Origin of the sequence: Acetanaerobacterium sp. MSJ-12, from assembly GCF_018917875.1 — a bacterium.
Taxonomy (GTDB): domain Bacteria; phylum Bacillota; class Clostridia; order Oscillospirales; family Ruminococcaceae; genus Bittarella; species Bittarella massiliensis.
This window is the reverse complement of record NZ_JAHLPK010000008.1, coordinates 57,339-74,803: the sequence shown is the minus strand read 5'-3', so window position 1 is coordinate 74,803 and position 17,465 is coordinate 57,339. Positions and strand designations below refer to the sequence as shown.

The 17,465-nt window shown below is 65.4% G+C and carries 15 protein-coding genes; 6 read left to right on the top strand and 9 right to left on the bottom strand.

Translation table 11 applies throughout. The features are described 5' to 3' along the window. Positions 1-241: 241 nt before the first annotated feature. Positions 242-850 carry a Crp/Fnr family transcriptional regulator gene (locus KQI11_RS09875; RefSeq protein WP_082671655.1) on the bottom strand — a complete coding sequence of 203 codons (609 nt, stop codon included), beginning with the start codon at positions 848-850 and terminating at the stop codon, positions 242-244. Between the two features lie 224 nt (positions 851-1,074). Between KQI11_RS09875 and KQI11_RS09870 the strand changes: the two genes are divergently transcribed. The 5 genes from KQI11_RS09870 to KQI11_RS09850 all read left to right on the top strand — a co-directional run bounded on the left by KQI11_RS09870 (position 1,075) and on the right by KQI11_RS09850 (position 6,765). Continuing rightward, complete coding sequence (locus tag KQI11_RS09870; protein ID WP_216402003.1) at positions 1,075-1,923, top strand: nucleoside hydrolase; 849 nt, start codon at positions 1,075-1,077, stop codon at positions 1,921-1,923. After that, positions 1,923-2,855, top strand: a complete 933-nt coding sequence (locus KQI11_RS09865) for a nucleoside hydrolase (protein WP_216402002.1) — start codon at positions 1,923-1,925, stop codon at positions 2,853-2,855. Before KQI11_RS09870 ends, KQI11_RS09865 begins: the two co-directional genes overlap by 1 nt. A gap of 239 nt (positions 2,856-3,094) precedes the next feature. After that, positions 3,095-3,763 (top strand): deoxyribose-phosphate aldolase, encoded by a 669-nt coding sequence (gene deoC / locus KQI11_RS09860; protein WP_021660650.1) that lies wholly within the window; start codon positions 3,095-3,097, stop codon positions 3,761-3,763. A gap of 201 nt (positions 3,764-3,964) precedes the next feature. After that, positions 3,965-5,098 carry a helix-turn-helix domain-containing protein gene (locus KQI11_RS09855; RefSeq protein WP_216402001.1) on the top strand — a complete coding sequence of 378 codons (1,134 nt, stop codon included), beginning with the start codon at positions 3,965-3,967 and terminating at the stop codon, positions 5,096-5,098. Positions 5,099-5,499: 401 nt separating this feature from the next. Continuing rightward, a complete protein-coding gene (locus KQI11_RS09850; RefSeq protein WP_216402000.1) occupies positions 5,500-6,765 on the top strand; it encodes an O-acetylhomoserine aminocarboxypropyltransferase/cysteine synthase family protein in 1,266 nt (421 codons plus the stop codon). Positions 6,766-8,409: 1,644 nt separating this feature from the next. Here the strand turns inward: KQI11_RS09850 and KQI11_RS09845 are convergent. From KQI11_RS09845 to KQI11_RS09810, 8 genes are all read right to left on the bottom strand, one after another. After that, entirely contained in the window at positions 8,410-10,422 is a 2,013-nt protein-coding gene (locus tag KQI11_RS09845) for an FtsX-like permease family protein (RefSeq protein ID WP_216401999.1), read from the bottom strand. Then, complete coding sequence (locus tag KQI11_RS09840; protein ID WP_185916525.1) at positions 10,412-11,176, bottom strand: ABC transporter ATP-binding protein; 765 nt, start codon at positions 11,174-11,176, stop codon at positions 10,412-10,414. Before KQI11_RS09840 ends, KQI11_RS09845 begins: the two co-directional genes overlap by 11 nt. 108 nt (positions 11,177-11,284) lie before the next feature. Continuing rightward, positions 11,285-12,319, bottom strand: coding sequence for a sensor histidine kinase (locus KQI11_RS09835; protein WP_216401998.1), 1,035 nt, complete (start codon positions 12,317-12,319; stop codon positions 11,285-11,287). Beyond that, the gene (locus tag KQI11_RS09830) at positions 12,310-12,984 is read right to left on the bottom strand and encodes a response regulator transcription factor (RefSeq protein WP_185916527.1); all 675 of its coding nucleotides are present in this window, start codon (positions 12,982-12,984) and stop codon (positions 12,310-12,312) included. The genes KQI11_RS09835 and KQI11_RS09830 overlap by 10 nt, the downstream gene beginning before the upstream one ends. 536 nt (positions 12,985-13,520) lie before the next feature. Then, complete coding sequence (locus KQI11_RS09825) at positions 13,521-14,366, bottom strand: hypothetical protein (protein WP_216401997.1); 846 nt, start codon at positions 14,364-14,366, stop codon at positions 13,521-13,523. After that, entirely contained in the window at positions 14,363-14,866 is a 504-nt protein-coding gene (locus tag KQI11_RS09820) for an RNA polymerase sigma factor (protein WP_353653966.1), read from the bottom strand. The genes KQI11_RS09825 and KQI11_RS09820 overlap by 4 nt, the downstream gene beginning before the upstream one ends. Before the next feature lie 428 nt (positions 14,867-15,294). Further along, positions 15,295-16,068, bottom strand: coding sequence for a sulfite exporter TauE/SafE family protein (locus KQI11_RS09815; protein WP_185916530.1), 774 nt, complete (start codon positions 16,066-16,068; stop codon positions 15,295-15,297). 14 nt (positions 16,069-16,082) lie between these two features. Beyond that, positions 16,083-16,511 carry a MarR family winged helix-turn-helix transcriptional regulator gene (locus KQI11_RS09810; RefSeq protein WP_216401995.1) on the bottom strand — a complete coding sequence of 143 codons (429 nt, stop codon included), beginning with the start codon at positions 16,509-16,511 and terminating at the stop codon, positions 16,083-16,085. Between the two features lie 346 nt (positions 16,512-16,857). On the opposite strand from KQI11_RS09810, the gene KQI11_RS09805 reads away from it, so the two are divergent. Further along, the gene (locus KQI11_RS09805; protein WP_216401994.1) at positions 16,858-17,415 is read left to right on the top strand and encodes a manganese efflux pump MntP; all 558 of its coding nucleotides are present in this window, start codon (positions 16,858-16,860) and stop codon (positions 17,413-17,415) included. The last annotated feature ends 50 nt before the right edge of the window (positions 17,416-17,465 follow it).

The window sequence follows — 17,465 nt, the reverse complement described above, 5'->3', positions numbered from 1 at the left end:
TGTGATTCCCCCATGTTGTCCTGTGGTGTTCATTCCCGCACCATCACTATAGCCGATGGCGCCCATCAAACCGCTTAAACGGAGATGAAGAATTTGTTACGATTTTGGCTGCGGGTCCAACTGGGCACGCCGCCCCCGGCCCCGCGCCGACCGCTCATCTTTACGCGGTCATTATACCGCACTTTACCAGATTGCACAACTCCTCCAAGGTGTTTTTGGAGCAATGTGACAAGATTGTAATTTATTCGCCCCTTTGCACCAGGGAGAGGACCCCTGCCCGGTAGCGCAGCCGCCCCTCCTGCACCAGCTCTTTGATGGTGCGGTTGAGGCTGCGCACGCTGGTGCCCAGCTGGGCGGCGACGATCTCCTTGTCCAGCCGCAGCACCCCGCCGGGGGCCTCTGCCACCAGCAGCGCCAGCCGGTGGCGCAGGGGGGTGGTGATGTTGGTCACCGCCTTGTCGGAAAAGTCGTAGAGCTTGCGGGAGAGGCCGCCCACCACAAAGCGGGCAAAGCGCTCGTCCGCCTTCAGCCAGCGCAGAAAGGTCTCCCGGCTCATGGCGGCCACCCGGCACTCCCCCAGGGCGGCCACCTGGCCCATGGCAGGCAGGTCGTCCACCACCTCGGCCTCGCCCACCATGTCCCCCGCCCGGTAGATGCTCAGCACCATGGCGGCGCCGCTCTCCCCCACGGTGGAAACAGTGGCCGCCCCCTCTAATAGGAGGTAGACCCGGCCCCCCCGCTGCCCCATCTCCACCAGGTGGGCCCCGTGGGGAAAGGTGCGCCGCTCAATGCCGGCGGCCACCTCGGGCGGGCAGGTGGACAGCAGCTCTTGTGCACTCGCGCGGCCCATCTCCCCACCCCCTTTACAGCGGCGCGGGAGCCGTCCCGCGCCGCCCGTTCTGTCAACTTTCAATCGCTTTTATTATACCACATCCCCCCAAGGGGGACAAACGCAAAAAGGGGGACGCCCGTCCTTTCGCCCCCTCTTTGACCTCTGGTATACTAGAGTCGATCAAGGGCCCCGGCCGCCCTCCGCCTTTGCTGGGGCCACCACAGAGAAAAGGAGTGTTTGCTGTGTCACCCATTCTCGTAGACATGGACCGGGCGGGCGCCGCCGGTCTGGCGGCCCTGCTGCAGAGCGGCCACCCCGTCTGCGCGGCCGTCGCCTCTTACGGGCGCGGCGGCGCGGGGGAGGCCCTGGCCGCCGCCGGGGAGAGCTGCCGCCTGGCAGGGGGAGAGCCCCCCCTGTACCAGGGGATGTGCGGCCCCATGGTCCCGCTGGCAGAGGCCGCCCCCAGCGCCGGGGAGAAAGACCCCCTGGCCGGGATCCTGGCCCTGGGCAGCGCCCTGGCCGCCGCCCCCCAGCAGGTGCAGATTTTGGCCCTGGGCCCCCTCACCGACCTGGCCATGGCCTTTCTGCGCGACCCCGACGGCTTCTCCCAGGCCGCGGGCATCCTCCTCTGCGGGGGGGCCCAGCTGGGCTACCCCGCCCAGACCGAGACCGCCGAGTACAACCTGCTGTGCGACCCCGAGGCGGCCTCGGTGGTCCTCTCCTGCGGGGTGCCGGTGAGCGTCCTCCCGCGGGAGACCGCCGCCGAAGCCGCCGCCGGCCTCTCCCTCCCTGAGGGGGGGCGGTGGCGCGCCCTCCTGGACCGGGACGGCGGCCAGGGGCTTTTGGGGGCGATAGGGGCCGCCGTGGCGGCCGAGCCCGCCCTCATTGCCGAGAGCTTTGCCTGCAACCTGTCGGTGGACACCTCCGGCAGCCGCACCCGCGGGCAGCTCAACGCCACCCGGCTAGCCGGCACCATCATCGACGGCCAGGCCGAGCTGCTCACCGCCCAGGTGATCACCCGCCTGGAGCACACCGCCCTGCAGGCCTGGTTTGACCGGGCCGCCGCCAACCTGGAAAGGGGGTCTCTCTGATGCGCCACATCCTCTTTGACACCGACACCGCCTCCGACGACGCGGTGGCCCTGGTCATGTCCCTGCGCTGCGCGGACATTCACATCGAGGCCGTCACCTGCGTCTGCGGCAACATCACCCTGCCCAAGGTTATCCGCAACGCCCGCATCGCCGTGGAGAAGGCCGCCACCTACCGCCCGCCGGTCTACGCGGGGATGGCCCGCCCCCTCTTCGGGCAGCCCACCTCCTTTGGCGAACAGGCCCACGGCCCCGACGGCCTGGGGGGGATGAACTACCCCGAGCCCTCGGTCCCCCTGTCGCCGGGCCACGCGGTGGACCAGATCATCCGCCTGGCGCGGGAGGTGGACGATCTGGAGATCCTCGCCCTGGGGCCCCTGACCAACATCGCCATGGCCATCCTCCTGGCCCCCGAGGCCATGAAGCGGGTGAAGAACATCACCCTCATGGGCGGCCAGTACCGGATGATCGACGCCTTTACCGCCAATGCCGAGTTCAACATCGCCATGGACGCCGAGGCGGCCAAGATCGTCTTTGCCAGCGGGATGCACCTGACGGTGGTCCCCATCGACGTCTGCTACGGCCACACCGAGATCGACGCCGCCGACCGGGCCGTCCTGCGGGGCTACCACACCGAGGTGGGGGATTTCTACATCGACGCCAACCGCACCCTGTTGGAGATGAACAAGGGCGCCTACGGCAAGGACATCATCTCCATGCCCGACCCCACCGCCGCCGCGGTGGTGATGGACCCCGGGGTGGTGCGCGGCCAAGTGGAGTGCTTTGCCGACGTGGAGGTCAAGAGCCCCTTTGCCATGGGTGAGCTGCTCTACGACTTCGACGGCCGCAGCGGCAACCCCCAAAACTGCACCCTCATCACCGAAATCGACCCCGCCCGCTTCAAAGAGATGGTCTTTGCCAGCGCCGACCACTAAATGCGCCTCCCTATTTTGCGGTGGGCGGCTCCCCTCTCGGGAGTCTGCCCGCCGCTTTTTCTCGCAAAATGTTCACCCATTCAAACAAATGATAGAAAATGATTTACAAATGAACGCGCATTTTTTACAAATACCCATTGACTTTTCCCGCAAAAGGAGAAATAATAGAGGCAGTACAACCGGGCGGAGCGCCGCCCTTTTCGCCTGCCCACCAACCCATCTTTGAGGAGGAATTTGTTATGACCCAGCAGGAGATCCTGGCAAAAGTCGACCACACCCTTTTGAAGCCCGAGAGCACCTGGGCGCAAATCAAGCAGATCTGTGACGACGCCATCGAGTACAAGACCGCGTCCATCTGCATCAACCCCTGCTATGTGAAGCGGGCTGTCGAGTACCTGAACGGCCGGGTGCCGGTCTGCACCGTCATCGGCTTCCCTCTCGGGGCCACCCCCACCGCCGTCAAGGTGTTTGAGGCCAAGCAGGCCCTGGCCGACGGGGCGGAGGAGTTCGACATGGTCATCAACATCGGCGCCCTCAAAGACGGCGACTACGAGTATGTCAAGCAGGACATCGCCGCCCTCAAAGAGGCCGTGGGCGATCACGTGCTGAAGGTCATCATCGAGACCTGCCTCCTCACCGACGAGGAGAAGGAGAAGATGTGCGACATCGTGGTGGAAGCCGGGGCCGACTTCATCAAGACCTCCACCGGGTTCTCCACCGCCGGGGCCACCTTCCACGACATCGAGCTGTTCAACCGCTGCGTGGCCGGCCGCTGCAAGATCAAAGCCGCCGGCGGCATCAAGTCGGTGGACGACATGGAGAAGTTCATCTCCCTGGGGGCCGACCGTCTGGGCACCAGCTCCGCCATCAAACTGCTGAAAAATCAGGAGACCGGCGGCGCCTACTAAGGCACCGTCTCCCCTGTCCCCAAAAGAGGGGGCGCGCAGAGTCTGCGCGCCCCCTCTTTCTGTTCTTCCCTCCCCCTTCCCCGCGCGACCTGCCCGGCAGGCAGGTTTTTCTTCCCGCAAGTTTCCACCCCGTCCATTGCGGGGGCCCGCTCCCCCGTGGTAGGATAAGAGCAGACAGAACAGCGGAGAGGAGCGGCGGACATGGAGCTAAAAATCGGCGAGACCATCCTGCGCCTGCGCAGGGAGAGAGGGCTGACCCAGGAACAGCTGGCGGCGGCGGTGGGGGTCTCCCCCCCGGCGGTGAGCAAGTGGGAGCGGGGGGTCACCTGCCCCGACATCGCCCTGCTGGCCCCCCTGGCCCGGGCCCTGGGGTCTACGGTGGACCGGCTGCTCTCCTTCACCCCCGGCCTCACCGACGAGGAGGTGCTGGTCGCCGAGGGGGAGGTGCGCGCCCTCATGCAGACCGAGGGGTTCGCCGCCGGCTGCGCCCGGCTGGAGGAGCTGCTGCACCAGTACCCCAACTGCGACTATCTAAAATTTCGCCTGGCCGGCCTCCTGCAGATGGGGCTGGGGATGACCCCCACCCCGGAGGGGGACGAGGCCCAGGCCCAGGCGGCCCTGCGCCGGGCCGCCGCCCTCCTCGAACAGGTGGAGCAGGGGGGCGACCCCCGGCTGAAGGGCCCCGCCGCCGCGGTGCTGGCGGGTCTCTACCTCTCCGGGGGCGAGTTCGAGCGGGCCGAGCAGCTTCTGGACGGCCTGCCCCGGCAGGAGGTGGACCCCGCCGACCTCTACACCTCCCTCTACCTGGCCAAGGGGGACTTGGAGAGGGCCGAGGCCAGTGCCCAGGGCCGGCTCTACCAGTCCCTGGCCACGGCGGGGCTCGCCCTGGGGCAGCTGCAAAACATCGCCCGCCAGCGGGGGGACGAACAGCGCCTCCGCCTCTACGCGGCCGACTGCGCGGCCCTGACCGGCCGCTTTGGGGTGGGCGGCGCCTTCGGCGGCTGGGAGGTGGAGGCCGAGTACCTGGCCCGGGAGGGGGCGATCGAGCAGGCGCTGGACGCCTTTGATCGCTATGTGGACGACCTGTCCCGCCTGAACTTCGACTTCTCCCAGAGCCCCCACTTCTCCGCCGCCCCCCTCAAGCGCCCCGACCCCCGCCAGGTGAAGAACAACCGCCTCCTCATCGCCCGGATGCTGGAGGGGGACCACCGCTTTGCCCCCCTGCTGGCGCACCCCCGCTACCGGGCCGCCCTCCGGCGGCTGGCCGAGAGCGCCGACGGCCTGGAAGAGAAGCCGCCCAAAAATTCAGTTGACAAGGGCTGCGCGCCGTGCTAGCATAGAACACATCACAAAGACCGACACAGGCAATGAAGAGAAGAGTACGCTTCGCACAGTCGCCAAAGAGAGTCCCGGACGGTGAAAAGGGGTGCGAAAGGCGGGGCGGAAAATGGTCTCGGAGCTGCGCACCGACCGGGCGGAAAGGCCCCTAGGCTGCGACGGGGGCGCCCGTTACCGCGCCGGGGTATCGACAGGCAAAAGGGGGAAAAGCCCCGCCCGTCCGCACCCGCCGAGGCCCGCTTCTTTCGGGCAAAATCAAGGTGGTACCGCGAAGCTGACAGCTCTCGCCCTTGCAGCGCAGATCATGCGCTCTGGGGCGGGGGCTTTTTTGCTGCCCCCTCCCCCCATCGGCCGGTCTTGTGCCGCGAAGGACAAACAGCGAAAAGGAGGATCCCCCCATGAAATTGGAAACCAAGTGCCTGCACGCCGGCTACGCCCCGGAAAACGGCCAGCCCTGCGCCCTGCCCATCTACCAGTCCACCACCTACAAGTACGACTCCACCGACCACGTCGGCGCCCTCTTTGACTTGAGTGCCCCGGGGCACATGTACTCGCGCATCTCCAACCCCACCGTGGCCGCGGTGGAGGAGAAGATCGCCGCCCTGGAGGGGGGGATCGGCGCCCTCTGCACCACCTCCGGCCAGGCGGCCAACCTGCTGGCGGTGCTCAACATCTGCTCGGCCGGGGACAGCCTGGTGGCCGTCCCCACCATCTACGGCGGCACCATCAACCTCTTTGCCGTCACCCTCAAACGGCTGGGGATCGAGTGCATCTTCGTGGACGGGGACGCCAGCCCCGAGGAGATCCGGGCCGCCTTCAAGCCCAATACCCGCCTGGTCTTTGGCGAGACCATCGCCAACCCGGCCATCAGCGTCTTCGACATCGAAAAGTTTGCCCAGGTGGCCCACGAGCAGGGGGTCCCCCTGGTGGTGGACAACACCTTCGCCACCCCCATCCTCTGCCGGCCCTTCGCGTTCGGGGCCGACATCGTCACCCACTCCACCACCAAGTACATGGACGGCCACGCCATCCAGGTGGGCGGGGTGATCGTGGACAGCGGCAAATTCGACTGGCAGAACGGCCGCTTCCCCGAGCTGACCGAGCCAGACGAGTCCTACCACGGGGTCTGCTATGTCCGCGACTTTGGGGACGCCGCCTACATCACCAAGGCCCGGGTGCAGCTGATGCGGGACTTCGGCTGCTACCCCGGCGCCCAGGCCGCCTTCTACCTGAACCTGGGGCTGGAGACCCTGCCGGTGCGGATGGAGCGCTACTGCAAAAACGCCGAACAGATGGCCCGCTTCTTCGCCGCCAGCGACAAGGTGGAGTCGGTCAGCTACCCCGCCCTGCCGGGGGACCCCTACCACCAGTTGGCCCAGAAATATCTGCCCGACGGCTGCAGCGGCGTTCTCTCCCTGACCATCAAGGGCGGCAGAGAGGCGGCGGTCCGCTTTATGGACAGCCTGCAGCTGGCCACCAACGAGGTGCATGTGGCCGACATCCGCACCTGCGTCCTCCACCCCGCCAGCGCCACCCACCGCCAGTTGACCGACGCCCAGTTGGTGGCCGCCGGCATCAACCCCGGCCTCATCCGCTTCTCGGTGGGGCTCGAGCACATCGACGACATCATGGACGACGCCCGCCAGGCCCTGGAAAAGGTCTAGTCCTTCTTCTCCCGGAAAATGTTTACCCTCTCCCTGTAGACTGCCGACAGAAAGGCCGCTCCTCCGCCCCGCTGCGACACAGTGGGTGGAGAAGCGGCCTTTTTCTGCGGATTTTTAAATACAATTTGTATAATGTTTTGTAAATACAACAAATTATCCCCTTTTTCAGGGCGTTTCTCCTGTGACGGGGACAGATTTCACCAACCTTGAACGGGGCGACGGCGACCCGGGATCCACTGCCGCATGGAAAGGGGAGCGCCGAGGACACCCCTCCGCTTTGGCCGGGGTGCGGTCGAGAAGTGGCCGACCACACCTTCTTTTTTGACCCTTGCCCCCATCCCGCAGCGGTCATGGCGCTCGCTGCCCAGCCAACGGGCCGATTTCAAGAGCCGACCATCCCCCGCCGAGTTTGCCGGGCATCCTCCTGCCGGTTTGCCCACCTTGCCAGGCAGTAAGTCGATTTTGGCCACCCCAGGAGCGCCGCCCCCCTCGGGGAAGGGAGCCCAGGCCAAATCGGGCCGGAAACTCCCCCTGGCCAACTGTCCACAGCGGAAGGTCCTGCCGGACCCGGGCAACCGGGCGTCTGCGCTACTCCCTTGCCGGTTTTTCCATCCTGCCGAACAGCGAGCCGGTTTTGGCCATCTCATGGGTATCATCCCCTCGGGGAAGGGAGCCCAGGCCAAGGAGAGCTGGAAACTCCCCCTGGCCGACTGTCCACAGCGGAAGATCCTGCCGGGCCCGGGCAACCGGGCGTCTGCGCTACTCCCCTGCCGGTTTTTCCATCCTGCCGGACAGCGAGCCGGTTTTGGCCATCTCAGGGGCATCATCCCCTCGTGGAAGGGAGCCCCGGACAAATCGGGCCGGAAACTCCCCCTGGCCGACTGTCCACAGCGGAAGGTCCTGCCGGGCCCGGGCAGCTGGGCGTCTGCGCTACTCCCTTGCCGGTTTTTCCATCCTGCCGGACAGCGAGCTGGTTTTGGCCATCTCAGGGGCATCACCCTCGTTCAGGCAGACGACAGTCAGGCCAGAGCAGACCCAGAACTCCCCCCGGCCGGCCATCTGCCGCAGAGGACCCTGCCGGATCCGGGCAACCGGCCATCTACTCCCCTGCCGATTCTTCCATCCTGCCGGACAGCAAGCCAGTTTTGGCCGCCCCAGGGGCATCATCCCCTCGTGGAAGGGGGCCCCGACCAAATCGGGCCGGAAACTCCCCCTGGCCGACTGTCCACAGCGGAAGGTCCTGCCGGGCCCGGACAGCGAGCTGGTTTTGGCCATTCCAGGGGCATCACCCTTGTTCAGGCAGACGACAGTCAGGCCAGAGCAGACCCGGACCCCCCGGCCGGCCATCTGCCGCAGGGGACCCTGCCGGATCCGGGCAACCGGCCACCTGCTCCCCTGCCAGTTTACCCGCCCTGCCTGGCGGCAAACCGATCCCGGCTGGCCTAGAGGCGCTGTCTCCGCTCGGGCAGGCGACGCCCAGGCCAAAGTGGCCCTGAAAGGCCTTCTCGACCAATCATCCGCCGCGGATAGGCCAGAAAGCCGCGTCACCTCTGTAAAGGCACTCGCCTTTCCCCCATTTTGCCGCAAAAAAGGAGCCCCTCCCGGCGGGCGGAAAGGGCTCCTCTTTGTTTTTGGGGTGCTGTTTTACTTGGTCGCGAGGGAGGTCTCGGTAGCCATCCGCTGGGCGCCGAAGTAGGTGAGGGCGAAGTAGGCGCCGTAGATGACGAGGACGATGCCCAGGGTCCAGAGGGTGCTGGGCCAGATGTTCTGCACCCCGATGGAGGTGAGGGCGCTCTGCATCACGTAGAAGAAGACCGCCGAGTGCACCAGCGCCAGGGCCAGGGGGATGAAGAAGTAGAGGGCCACCTGGGAGAAGACCGCCCCCCGCAGCATTCCGTCGGCGGTGCCCAGCTTGCGCAGCAGCCGGTAGCGCTGGTTGTTGTCCGCCGCCTCGGAGAGCTGTTGCAGGGCGAGGATGGCGGCGCTGGCCAGCAGGAAGACGATGCCCAGGTAGATGCCAATGTAGAGGAAGGTCACCTTGCTGCCCAGGGCGATCTGGTAGACCAGGGTGGAGGTGGCGCCGTAGATCTTGATGCTGCTCCCCTCCTCGATCTCGCCGCCCACCCGCTCGACAAAGTCGAGGAAGGCCGTTTCCGCCGCCCCCTTGTCGCCGGCGTAAAAGCCGCTGATGGTGGAGCGGTAGGCGGGGATGGCGGCCGCCACCTCGTCGGGGAGGACAAAGATCACGTCCTCCGCCGCGCCGACACCGGTGCTGGTCTCCAGCGCGCCGGTGAGATAGCCGTCCCGGTGGGCGCGCAGGGTCTGCCCGCCCAGGGTCACCGTGCGCTCACTTTTGAGGTAATTTTTCACCGCCTGTTGGGAGTCGTGGGAGAGGGCGATCACCGCGAACTCGCCCTCGGGCAGGTCGAAGGTGGGCTGGCCGGACAGCTTCATCAGGGCGTTGTAGTCGCTCTCGGAGACGGCGTCGACGGTGATGTTGGTCCCCGGCACGTCATCCCCCTCGTAGCAGCCGGCCAGCAGGTCGGCCTTGTGGATGCCGGTGTCGTGGTAGGCAAAGGTGACCGAGCCGTCCAGATACCCCGCCAGGTCAAAGCCGTGCTCCTGCAGGATCTCCATCACCGGGCGCTCGCTGTGCTCCTTCGAGCCGTTGTAGAGGCTGACGTCGTAGACGGTGATCTCGGCCAGCTGGTCCTGCATGGACTGGGCCACCCCGATGCCGAAGGAGAGGGCCCCCACCGACAGCAGGAGCATCAGGCAGATGAAGGTCACCGAGAGGTAGGTGGTGTTGATCTTGCTGTTGAGCTGGCGCAGCACAAACATGTTGAGCTTGTTGTAGTAAAGCCGCTTGTTGGACTTGCAGATGCGCAGCAGGAACCCCGAGAGGGACATGAAGAAGAGCAGTGTCCCCACCCCGCCGACGAGCATGATCAGGGGGATCTCGCTTCCCAGCATCCGCATCCCGTTGCGGATGAACATCCAGTAGGCGGTGCCGATGAGGGCCACCGAGAGCAGGAAGAGCACCACCGAGTGCCAGAGCTTTTTGGCGCGGAAGGTCTGGTTTTTCTTCTGGGCCGAGAGCAGGTCAATGAGCTTTTGCCGGGAGATGGAGACACTGCCCAGGGCCATGACCACCACAAAGATGATGGCGAAGTAGAGGATGGTCTTCCCCGCCGCTGCCGGGGAGAAGACGAAGTGGAAGGTGTCCAGCTTGACTTCAAATACCTGTGCGGTCAGCAGGGAGACCGCCTGGGAGGCGGCCACCCCCAGCCCCAGCCCGCAGGCCAGGGAGAGGGCCCCCACCACCGCCGTCTCCAGCAGGAAGATCAGGTTGACCTTGCCCTTGGGCATCCCCAACAGGGCGTAGACCCCCAGCTCCTTTTTGCGGCGCTTGATGAGAAAGGTGTTGGCGTAGAGGATCAAAAAGCCGAGGATGATGGAGACAAAGACCGAGAGGACGTCCATGATCTGGACCAGCATGGCAAAGACCGAGGACTGCACCGGGTTGGTGAAGGCCTGCTGGGCGTCCATCGAGCCGAAGACGTAGAAGATGCAGACGCCGAAGGTCAGGGTGAGAAAGTAGACGAAGTAGTCCTTCAGGCTGCGGCGGACGTTGCGAAAGGCGAGTTTACAGCACATCTGCACTCTCACCTCCCAGCAGGGTCACCACTTCGATGATGCGGGCGAAGAACTCCTTTCGGCTCTGCTCACCCTTCACCAATTCCGAGAAGATGCGCCCGTCCTTGATGAAGAGGATGCGGTCGCAGTAGCTGGCAGTAAAGGCGTCGTGGGTGACCATGAGGATGGTGGCCTCCATCACCTGCACCATGGTCTGCAGGCTGTGCAGCAGCATCCGGGCGGACTTGGAGTCTAGCGCCCCGGTGGGCTCGTCGGCCAGCACCAACTGCGGGTTGGTGACGATGGCCCGGGCGCAGGCGACCCGCTGCTTCTGCCCGCCGGAGAGCTGGTAGGGGTACTTCTCCAGCACCTCGGCGATCCCCAATTCGGCGGCCACGTTCTGCACCCGCACGTCGATCTCCCGGGCGGGGGTGCGCAGGATGGTCAGGGCCAGGGCCACGTTCTCCCGGGCGGTGAGGGTGTCTAGGAGATTGAAGTCCTGAAAGACAAAGCCCAGCTGGCTGCGGCGGAAGGCCGCCAACTTCTTTCCCCGCATCCGGGTGATGTCCTGGTCCCCCACGAAGATGTTGCCGCTGGTGGCGGTGTCGATGGTGGAGATGCAGTTGAGCAGGGTGGTCTTGCCGGAGCCCGAGGCCCCCATCACCCCCAGGAATTCCCCCTTCTGCACCGAGAAGGAGATGTCGTCCACGGCCTTGGTCACATTCCCCCGGCCGCCGTAGTATTTGTGCAGGTGTTCCACGCGCAAAATTTCCATAAGAAGCGCTCCCTCCTTGTATCCGCTTTGTGTTTGGCTCTGGTATCAGTATACCCGCACACCCAGGGGGGAGAAAGGGAACTACCTTACATCCGCCTTACGCTTTTGTCACCTTGTCTCGCCCGCCTCGCCGCCCGCCAGGTGATAGCTCCCCTTGGGGAAGGTGAGGGTGACGCAGGTCCCCTCCCCCACCCGGGACTCCAGCCGGATGCCCATCCCCAGCTTTTTGCAGAGGGTGGCGCAGAGGTAGAGGCCCATGCCGGTGGAGCGGGCGAAGGCGCGGCCGTTTTCGCCGGTGAACCCCTTTTCAAAGACCCGGCCCTGGTCCTGCAGGGGGATGCCCACCCCCCGGTCGCACACCGAGAGGGAGACCCCCTCCGCCCCGGCCTCCCCCCGCAGGGAGAGGGAGAGGGGCTCTTCCCCCCGGTACTTGGCGGCGTTTTGAAACAGCTGCCCCAGGATGAAGACCGCCCACTTGGCGTCGGTGTAGACGGTGCGGTCCAGGCCGTCTGACTGCACCCGGGCCCCGCTTTCAATGAGGAGGGTGGCGTTTTTCTTCAGCGCGTCGGCGGTGAGTTGGCGCAGGCTCACCGGGCGGATGGCGTAGTCCTTCTCGGGGGCGCCGCTGCGGGTGTAGTAGAGGGCCTGCTCCACATATCCGTCGATGCGCTCGGCCTCCCGGCGGACGGCGGCGGGGTCGGGCTGCCGCCCCCCCTCCACCGACAGCAACAGCGAGGCGATGGGGGTCTTGACCTCGTGTACCCAGGTCTCGATGTACTCCTGGTACTCCCGGGCCTCCACCGCCCGGCGGTCGATCTGGTCGTTCATCGACTTGCCGCAGGCAGCCAGCACCTCTTTCCAGAAGCGGCCCTCGGCAAAGGAGGGCTCCTCCATCAGCTGGGGCAGCAGGCTCTTGCGGTCGAGCTCCCCCAGCACCCGGGCCAGGTGTTGGTAGTAGCGGCTGCGGATGTAGGCCTCCACCCCGCAGCAGACGGCCACCGGCACAAACAGCACCAGGCAGATAAAGGCGGTGGACGCGCCCCCCACCCCCAGCAGGTGCAGCAGCAGGGCCGAGAGGACGCAGCCCCCGGCGCTGGCCAGCAGCAGGGGCAGCCGCTGGGCCAGCAGATCCCTCACTCGCACAGCTGGTACCCCTGGCCCCGGCGGGTGATCAGATACCCCTCCACCCCGATCTCAGCCAGCTTGCCCCGCAGCCGGTTGATGTTGACGGTGAGGGTGTTGTCGTCCACAAACTCGTCGGACTGCCAGAGCTCGTTGATGAGCGCGTCCCGGGAGACGATCTCCCCCCGGGCCCGCATCAGCACCCAGAGGATCTGGCGCTCGTTCTTGGTCAGCTCCACCCGCCGCTCGCCGCAGATGGCCTCGCTGCGGGAGAGCTCCAGTTCCACCCGGCCAAAGCGGGCCGTCCGGCTCTCCCCGCTCTGGTAGCTGCGGGCCAGCACCCGGGCGATGTGGGCCTGCAGCAGTTGGGGGTTGTAGGGCTTGGCCACAAAGTCGTCGGCGCCCAGGTTCATCCCCATCAGCTCGTCCATCTCGGTGTCCCGGCTGGTGACGATGATGATAGGCACCTGGCTGTGCTGGCGCAGCTGACGGCAGACGGTGTACCCGTCCTGCACCGGCAGGTTGATGTCCAGCAGCACCAGGTGGGGGGCCGCCTCCAGGATCTCCTCCACCGCCCGGCTGAAATCCTCCACCTGCAGGGCGCGGTAGCCGTAGTTTTCCAGCAGCCGCACCAGCTCTCTTGCCATCTGCCGGTCGTCCTCCACCACCATAATGGTCTCTGCCATGGTCTCTCTCCTCCCTGTCTCGCGTTTTGTCCAGTATACCACAACCCCTCCCCCAGGCAAAGGAGGGGCGCGGCATCTCCGCCGCCGGCGCGGGAAAATGCCCCAAGCGCACCCGGTTCGGCCGCACTTTTTAAGGGGGCCGAAGGATGTGCCGCGATGGGGGAAAGGGCGGCCCGGGTGGCCGGGCAGGCAAAGGCAGGGGAGGTATTTTTCTATACGGCGGTGTGGGTCGCGCTGGGCGCGGCGATTTTGTGCGCGCTGTCTGTGGGTCTCTCAAAGCAGATTTTCCTCTGACGCCGATGCGGGATCTGTCTTTCCGGCAGAGGGCGGTCTTGACGGGCTATAGCCGCGCAGCAAACAGATACTCAAACGGCAAAAACGGGTGCAGATGCGGCGCTTCCCCCCTCAGGCAGGACGGAGGAGAAAGGGCAAGTTGCCCGCCCTGCCGCCGCACGCCAAAAAACAAGGGCAGCCGATGCGATCCGTCATCGGCTGCCCTTGTTTCACACATTGCCCCTCGCGGCGGGGAGGGGGGATCACCCGTTCCCCGCACCCTCCCCAGAGACAATGGAGGACACCACCTTTACCAGCTCCTCCAGTTCCACCTGCTCGGCAACGATCTGGTACTGTATCTCCCCCCGCTCGAACTCGGCGACATACATGTCATAGTGGCCGGCCGGCTCGTGGGTCTCGGGGTCATAGGGGCCGCAGGGCATGGAGCGGTAGCCAAATGTGACGGCCGTCCCCCCGATGTCCGAAACCCTGACCTCGCTTTCGGGCAGAAGGTAGGCGCAGTCGCTGAAAAGCCCCAGCTTGGAAACCCTGACTGAAATGCCCTTGCAGGCGGCGATCCCTTCGGTCTGTTTGGGGCTGCCGTCCCCGTAGTACCCCTGGTAAAAGGCAAGCCACACGGTGTCCAATACAACGCTGCCGCTCTTGTCGGCAATGGCCACCGCCGTCCCATTTTGGGGGGAGGCGATCAGTCCGGCCGGAATGTAAGCGGGGGTCAGCTCCCCTCCGTAGTACTCGGTGACCTCTTCCCTGCCCCACTCGACCCAGTCGTAGAGGGCCGGGTCATACCGCCTGCGGGCGGCGTCTGAAAAGCCTGCAATGTCGTTGAGGAAGACGCTGTTTGCGCCGATGCGGATTTCGGGCGCTCCCGGCGACAGATCCCCGCCGGGGCCGATGGGAGGCGGCGCGCCCTGCCGGTTCAAAAAGGAGGGCAGAACAGAGAGGGCAGCGGCGGTAGCGACGGCGAGACAGGCGGCTGCCGCCCATTTCCCCCAGCCCCGCGCGGCCCTCCCGCGCCGGTACCGGGCGGCCTCCTCGTAGTACCGATCGCCGACCTCCCCCACCGCCTCAAAAAACAGGTTTGCGCTCACAAAACCACCCCTCTCTCCTGCAGGTATCGCCTCATCTTCCGGCGGATGCGGGTCAGCCGGACAGACACGTTTTTTTCGGACAGCCCAACGCCCGCCGCTATGTCGGAATAGGCGTCCAAATACCCGTAGCGGCGCATAAAGATGACCCGGTCTCTTTTGCCCAGCGTGTCCAAAAATCCCTCTATCATCCGGGCCAACTCCCCCGCCTCGATCTCCCCCTCCACCGTCTTGGGGTCTGCGATGCTGGCCTCGATCTCCTGCACGGCAACCGCAAACCTGCTGTTTCGCTTGGCCGCCTCCCCTCTCCAATAGGCCTTTAGCGAGCAGTTCCTGACGATCTTTGCGATGTAGGCCAGCAGGGGGTCGGGCCGCGCCGGGGGGATCGCATTCCAGGCGCCCAGATAGGCGTCGTTCACACACTCCTCCGCGTCCCGCCGGCTGTTCAGGATGTTGTTTGAAAGGGTGTGGCAAATCGCCCCGTACTTTCTGTCCAATTCCACTATGGCCTGCTCTGAACGCGCAAAAAACAAGGCGATAATCTGTTCGTCTTCCATCGGCCTCACCGCCCTTTCCCGCCTCACCTATATACTACGGTTTTGCCGGCAAAAACTACAGGGGCTCGCCAAAAAAACACGGCGCACCCTCCACCAATAGCCGCCTTCCTGAAAACAGGTCCCGCCGGCGGCCCCGCGCCGGCCCCGGGTTTGCAGCGGAGGACTTTGCCGCCGCGCCCAAAGCGGGCGGCAGCCGGTGCTTTGATGCATTAGAGCGCGCCCACAGAGCCGCTCTATTGCCGCGCAAGACCGGGCGACGAGGGAGTTCCCGGCACCTGCAAGCGGGGTCGGCCCCCGCCCGCCCGGTTTGAGGGCAGACAGAGGGGGCCGGCGCTCCCTCCAGAGCACCGGCCCCCCATCTCACCCATCGGCCCCTATTTGCCGAGCAGTTTCATGGCGATCATCACCACACCCAGGCCGGTGAGCACCCCGCCGGTGATCCGGTTGAGGGTCTTTGCCTGGGCGCGGTTGGCGATTTTGGCAGCCACCTGGGCCCCCAGCAAGGTGGCTGCCACACAGACCACCAGGGCAAAGACGTCGGGCGCGCCGCCGATGGCAAAGTGGGAGAGGGCCCCGGTGAGGGCGGTAAAGGTCATGATGAAGACGCTGGTGCCCACCGCCGTCTTCAGCTCATATCCCAGCACGCTGGTGAGGATGAGGAGCATCATCATCCCGCCGCCGGCGCCGATAAAGCCGCAGATCAGGCCGATAAAGGCCCCGCAGACGATGGACTGCACCACCTTCTGCCGCAGGGTCTTCCCCTCCTGGCTCTCCTTGGTGTTCATCACCGGGCGCACCAGGAACTTGATGCCCAGAAGCAATGTCATAAAGACCGAAAAGCTGCCCATGGAGGCGTTGGGCACCAGCGAGGCCACATAGCTGCCCGCCATGGTGAAGACCAGCACCGCCGCCAGCATCACCAGCCCGTTTTTGATGTCGATGTTCTTGTTCTTGCCGTAGGTGTAGGCCGAGGCGGCCGAGGCCAGCACGTCGGAGGCCAGGGCGATGCCCACCGCCTCATAGGCGGGAAAGCCCAAAAAGGTGATCAGCATGGGGGAGATGACCGCGGCCGCGCTCATCCCCGCAAAGCCGGTGCCCACCCCGGCCCCCAGCCCCGCAATGATACAGACGATCAGTTTCCAAAACACAGTGTATGCCCCTTTCAGCAGCGATTCAAATTGTCCATCAGCTTGGCGAAGACGGCCGCCATGACCGCCCCCTCCTGGGGAGAGATGCCCCGGCGGAGTTTCTCCCAAAAGGCGGCCTGGGCGGCGCACCCCGCCTCCACCGCCGGGCGGGCGGCGGGCAGCAACTCCAGCCGCACCACCCGCCGGTCCCTGCCGTCGGGCGCAGCGGCCAGGTAGCCGCGCCGCACCAGGGCGTCCACCGCCTTGGAGACCCCCGACTTGGCCATCCCCCGCAGCTCCACCACCTCTCTGGCGGTGTTGCAGCCGGGGTTGTTCTGCAAAAAGAGCAGCACGTCCACCTCGGCCCGGCTCAGCCCCCACTCCTCGGCCATTCCGCTGAGGGCCCGGTTGTAGCCCCGCGCAAAGGCCTGCCCCACCTTGAGGGCGTCTGTCGAAGAGAACACGGCCCTTCCCCCTTTTAAAAGTTCTTTATAGAACAGTTCAAACAAGAACTATTTTAACACGGATATCCCTCCTGTCAAGGGCGGTCTGGGGGATTTTTTGCCGGCCATCGGCAAAATCGTTGACAATTCTGGGGATTAATGCTATTTTTGAAGGGCAATTGATTGTGTGGGGGAGTAGTGGGCGCACCCGGTGCGCTGGCATGTCAACACGCTGGTCTGCGCCCGCAGACCTGGCCTGCCTTAAAAAACGAGACTCACGGGATCGCGCGGCCGCCCAAAACCGGGGGGCCGGGCGGTGCCGTGGGTCTTTTTTGTCTCAACTGACCCCGCGCGAGGAGGAGAAAACATGAGTTTGTGGGAACTTTTTGTCATCGCCGTCGGGCTGTCGATGGACGCCTTTGCCGTCTCCATCTGCAAGGGGCTCTCGGTACAGCGGGCGGGGGCCAAGCACTGCCTCATCGCCGGGCTCTACTTTGGCGGCTTTCAGGCCCTGATGCCCCTTGTGGGCTACCTGCTGGGGCGGCAGTTCGCCTCCCTCATCACCCAATTTGACCACTGGTTCGCCTTTGTGCTGCTGGCCTTCATCGGCTTCAACATGGTGCGGGAGTCCCGCCGGGAGGAGTGCCCGGCAGGGGATTTTGGCCCCAAGAGCATGCTCCCCCTGGCGGTGGCCACCAGCATCGACGCCCTGGCGGTGGGGATCACCTTCGCCTTTTTGCAGGTGAACATCGTCCCCGCCGTCAGCTTCATCGGCGTCATCACCTTCCTGCTCTCCTTTGTCGGGGTCAAGGTGGGCAACGTCTTTGGCGCCAAGTACAAGTCCCGGGCGGAGCTCTGCGGCGGCATCGTCCTCATCGCCATGGGCACCAAGATCCTGCTGGACCACCTGGGGATCTGGGGGTGACCCCCCGCCCCGCCAAAAGCGCCCGGTGAGTCTCCTCACCGGGCGCTTTT

Coding starts and splice junctions, on each gene's coding strand:
- KQI11_RS09875 (WP_082671655.1), bottom strand. CDS start 850: ATGGGCCGCGCGAGTGCACAAGAGCTGCTGTCCACCTGCCCGCCCGAG.
- KQI11_RS09865 (WP_216402002.1), top strand. CDS start 1,923: ATGCGCCACATCCTCTTTGACACCGACACCGCCTCCGACGACGCGGTG.
- deoC (WP_021660650.1), top strand. CDS start 3,095: ATGACCCAGCAGGAGATCCTGGCAAAAGTCGACCACACCCTTTTGAAG.
- KQI11_RS09855 (WP_216402001.1), top strand. CDS start 3,965: ATGGAGCTAAAAATCGGCGAGACCATCCTGCGCCTGCGCAGGGAGAGA.
- KQI11_RS09850 (WP_216402000.1), top strand. CDS start 5,500: ATGAAATTGGAAACCAAGTGCCTGCACGCCGGCTACGCCCCGGAAAAC.
- KQI11_RS09845 (WP_216401999.1), bottom strand. CDS start 10,422: ATGTGCTGTAAACTCGCCTTTCGCAACGTCCGCCGCAGCCTGAAGGAC.
- KQI11_RS09840 (WP_185916525.1), bottom strand. CDS start 11,176: ATGGAAATTTTGCGCGTGGAACACCTGCACAAATACTACGGCGGCCGG.
- KQI11_RS09830 (WP_185916527.1), bottom strand. CDS start 12,984: ATGGCAGAGACCATTATGGTGGTGGAGGACGACCGGCAGATGGCAAGA.
- KQI11_RS09805 (WP_216401994.1), top strand. CDS start 16,858: ATGAGTTTGTGGGAACTTTTTGTCATCGCCGTCGGGCTGTCGATGGAC.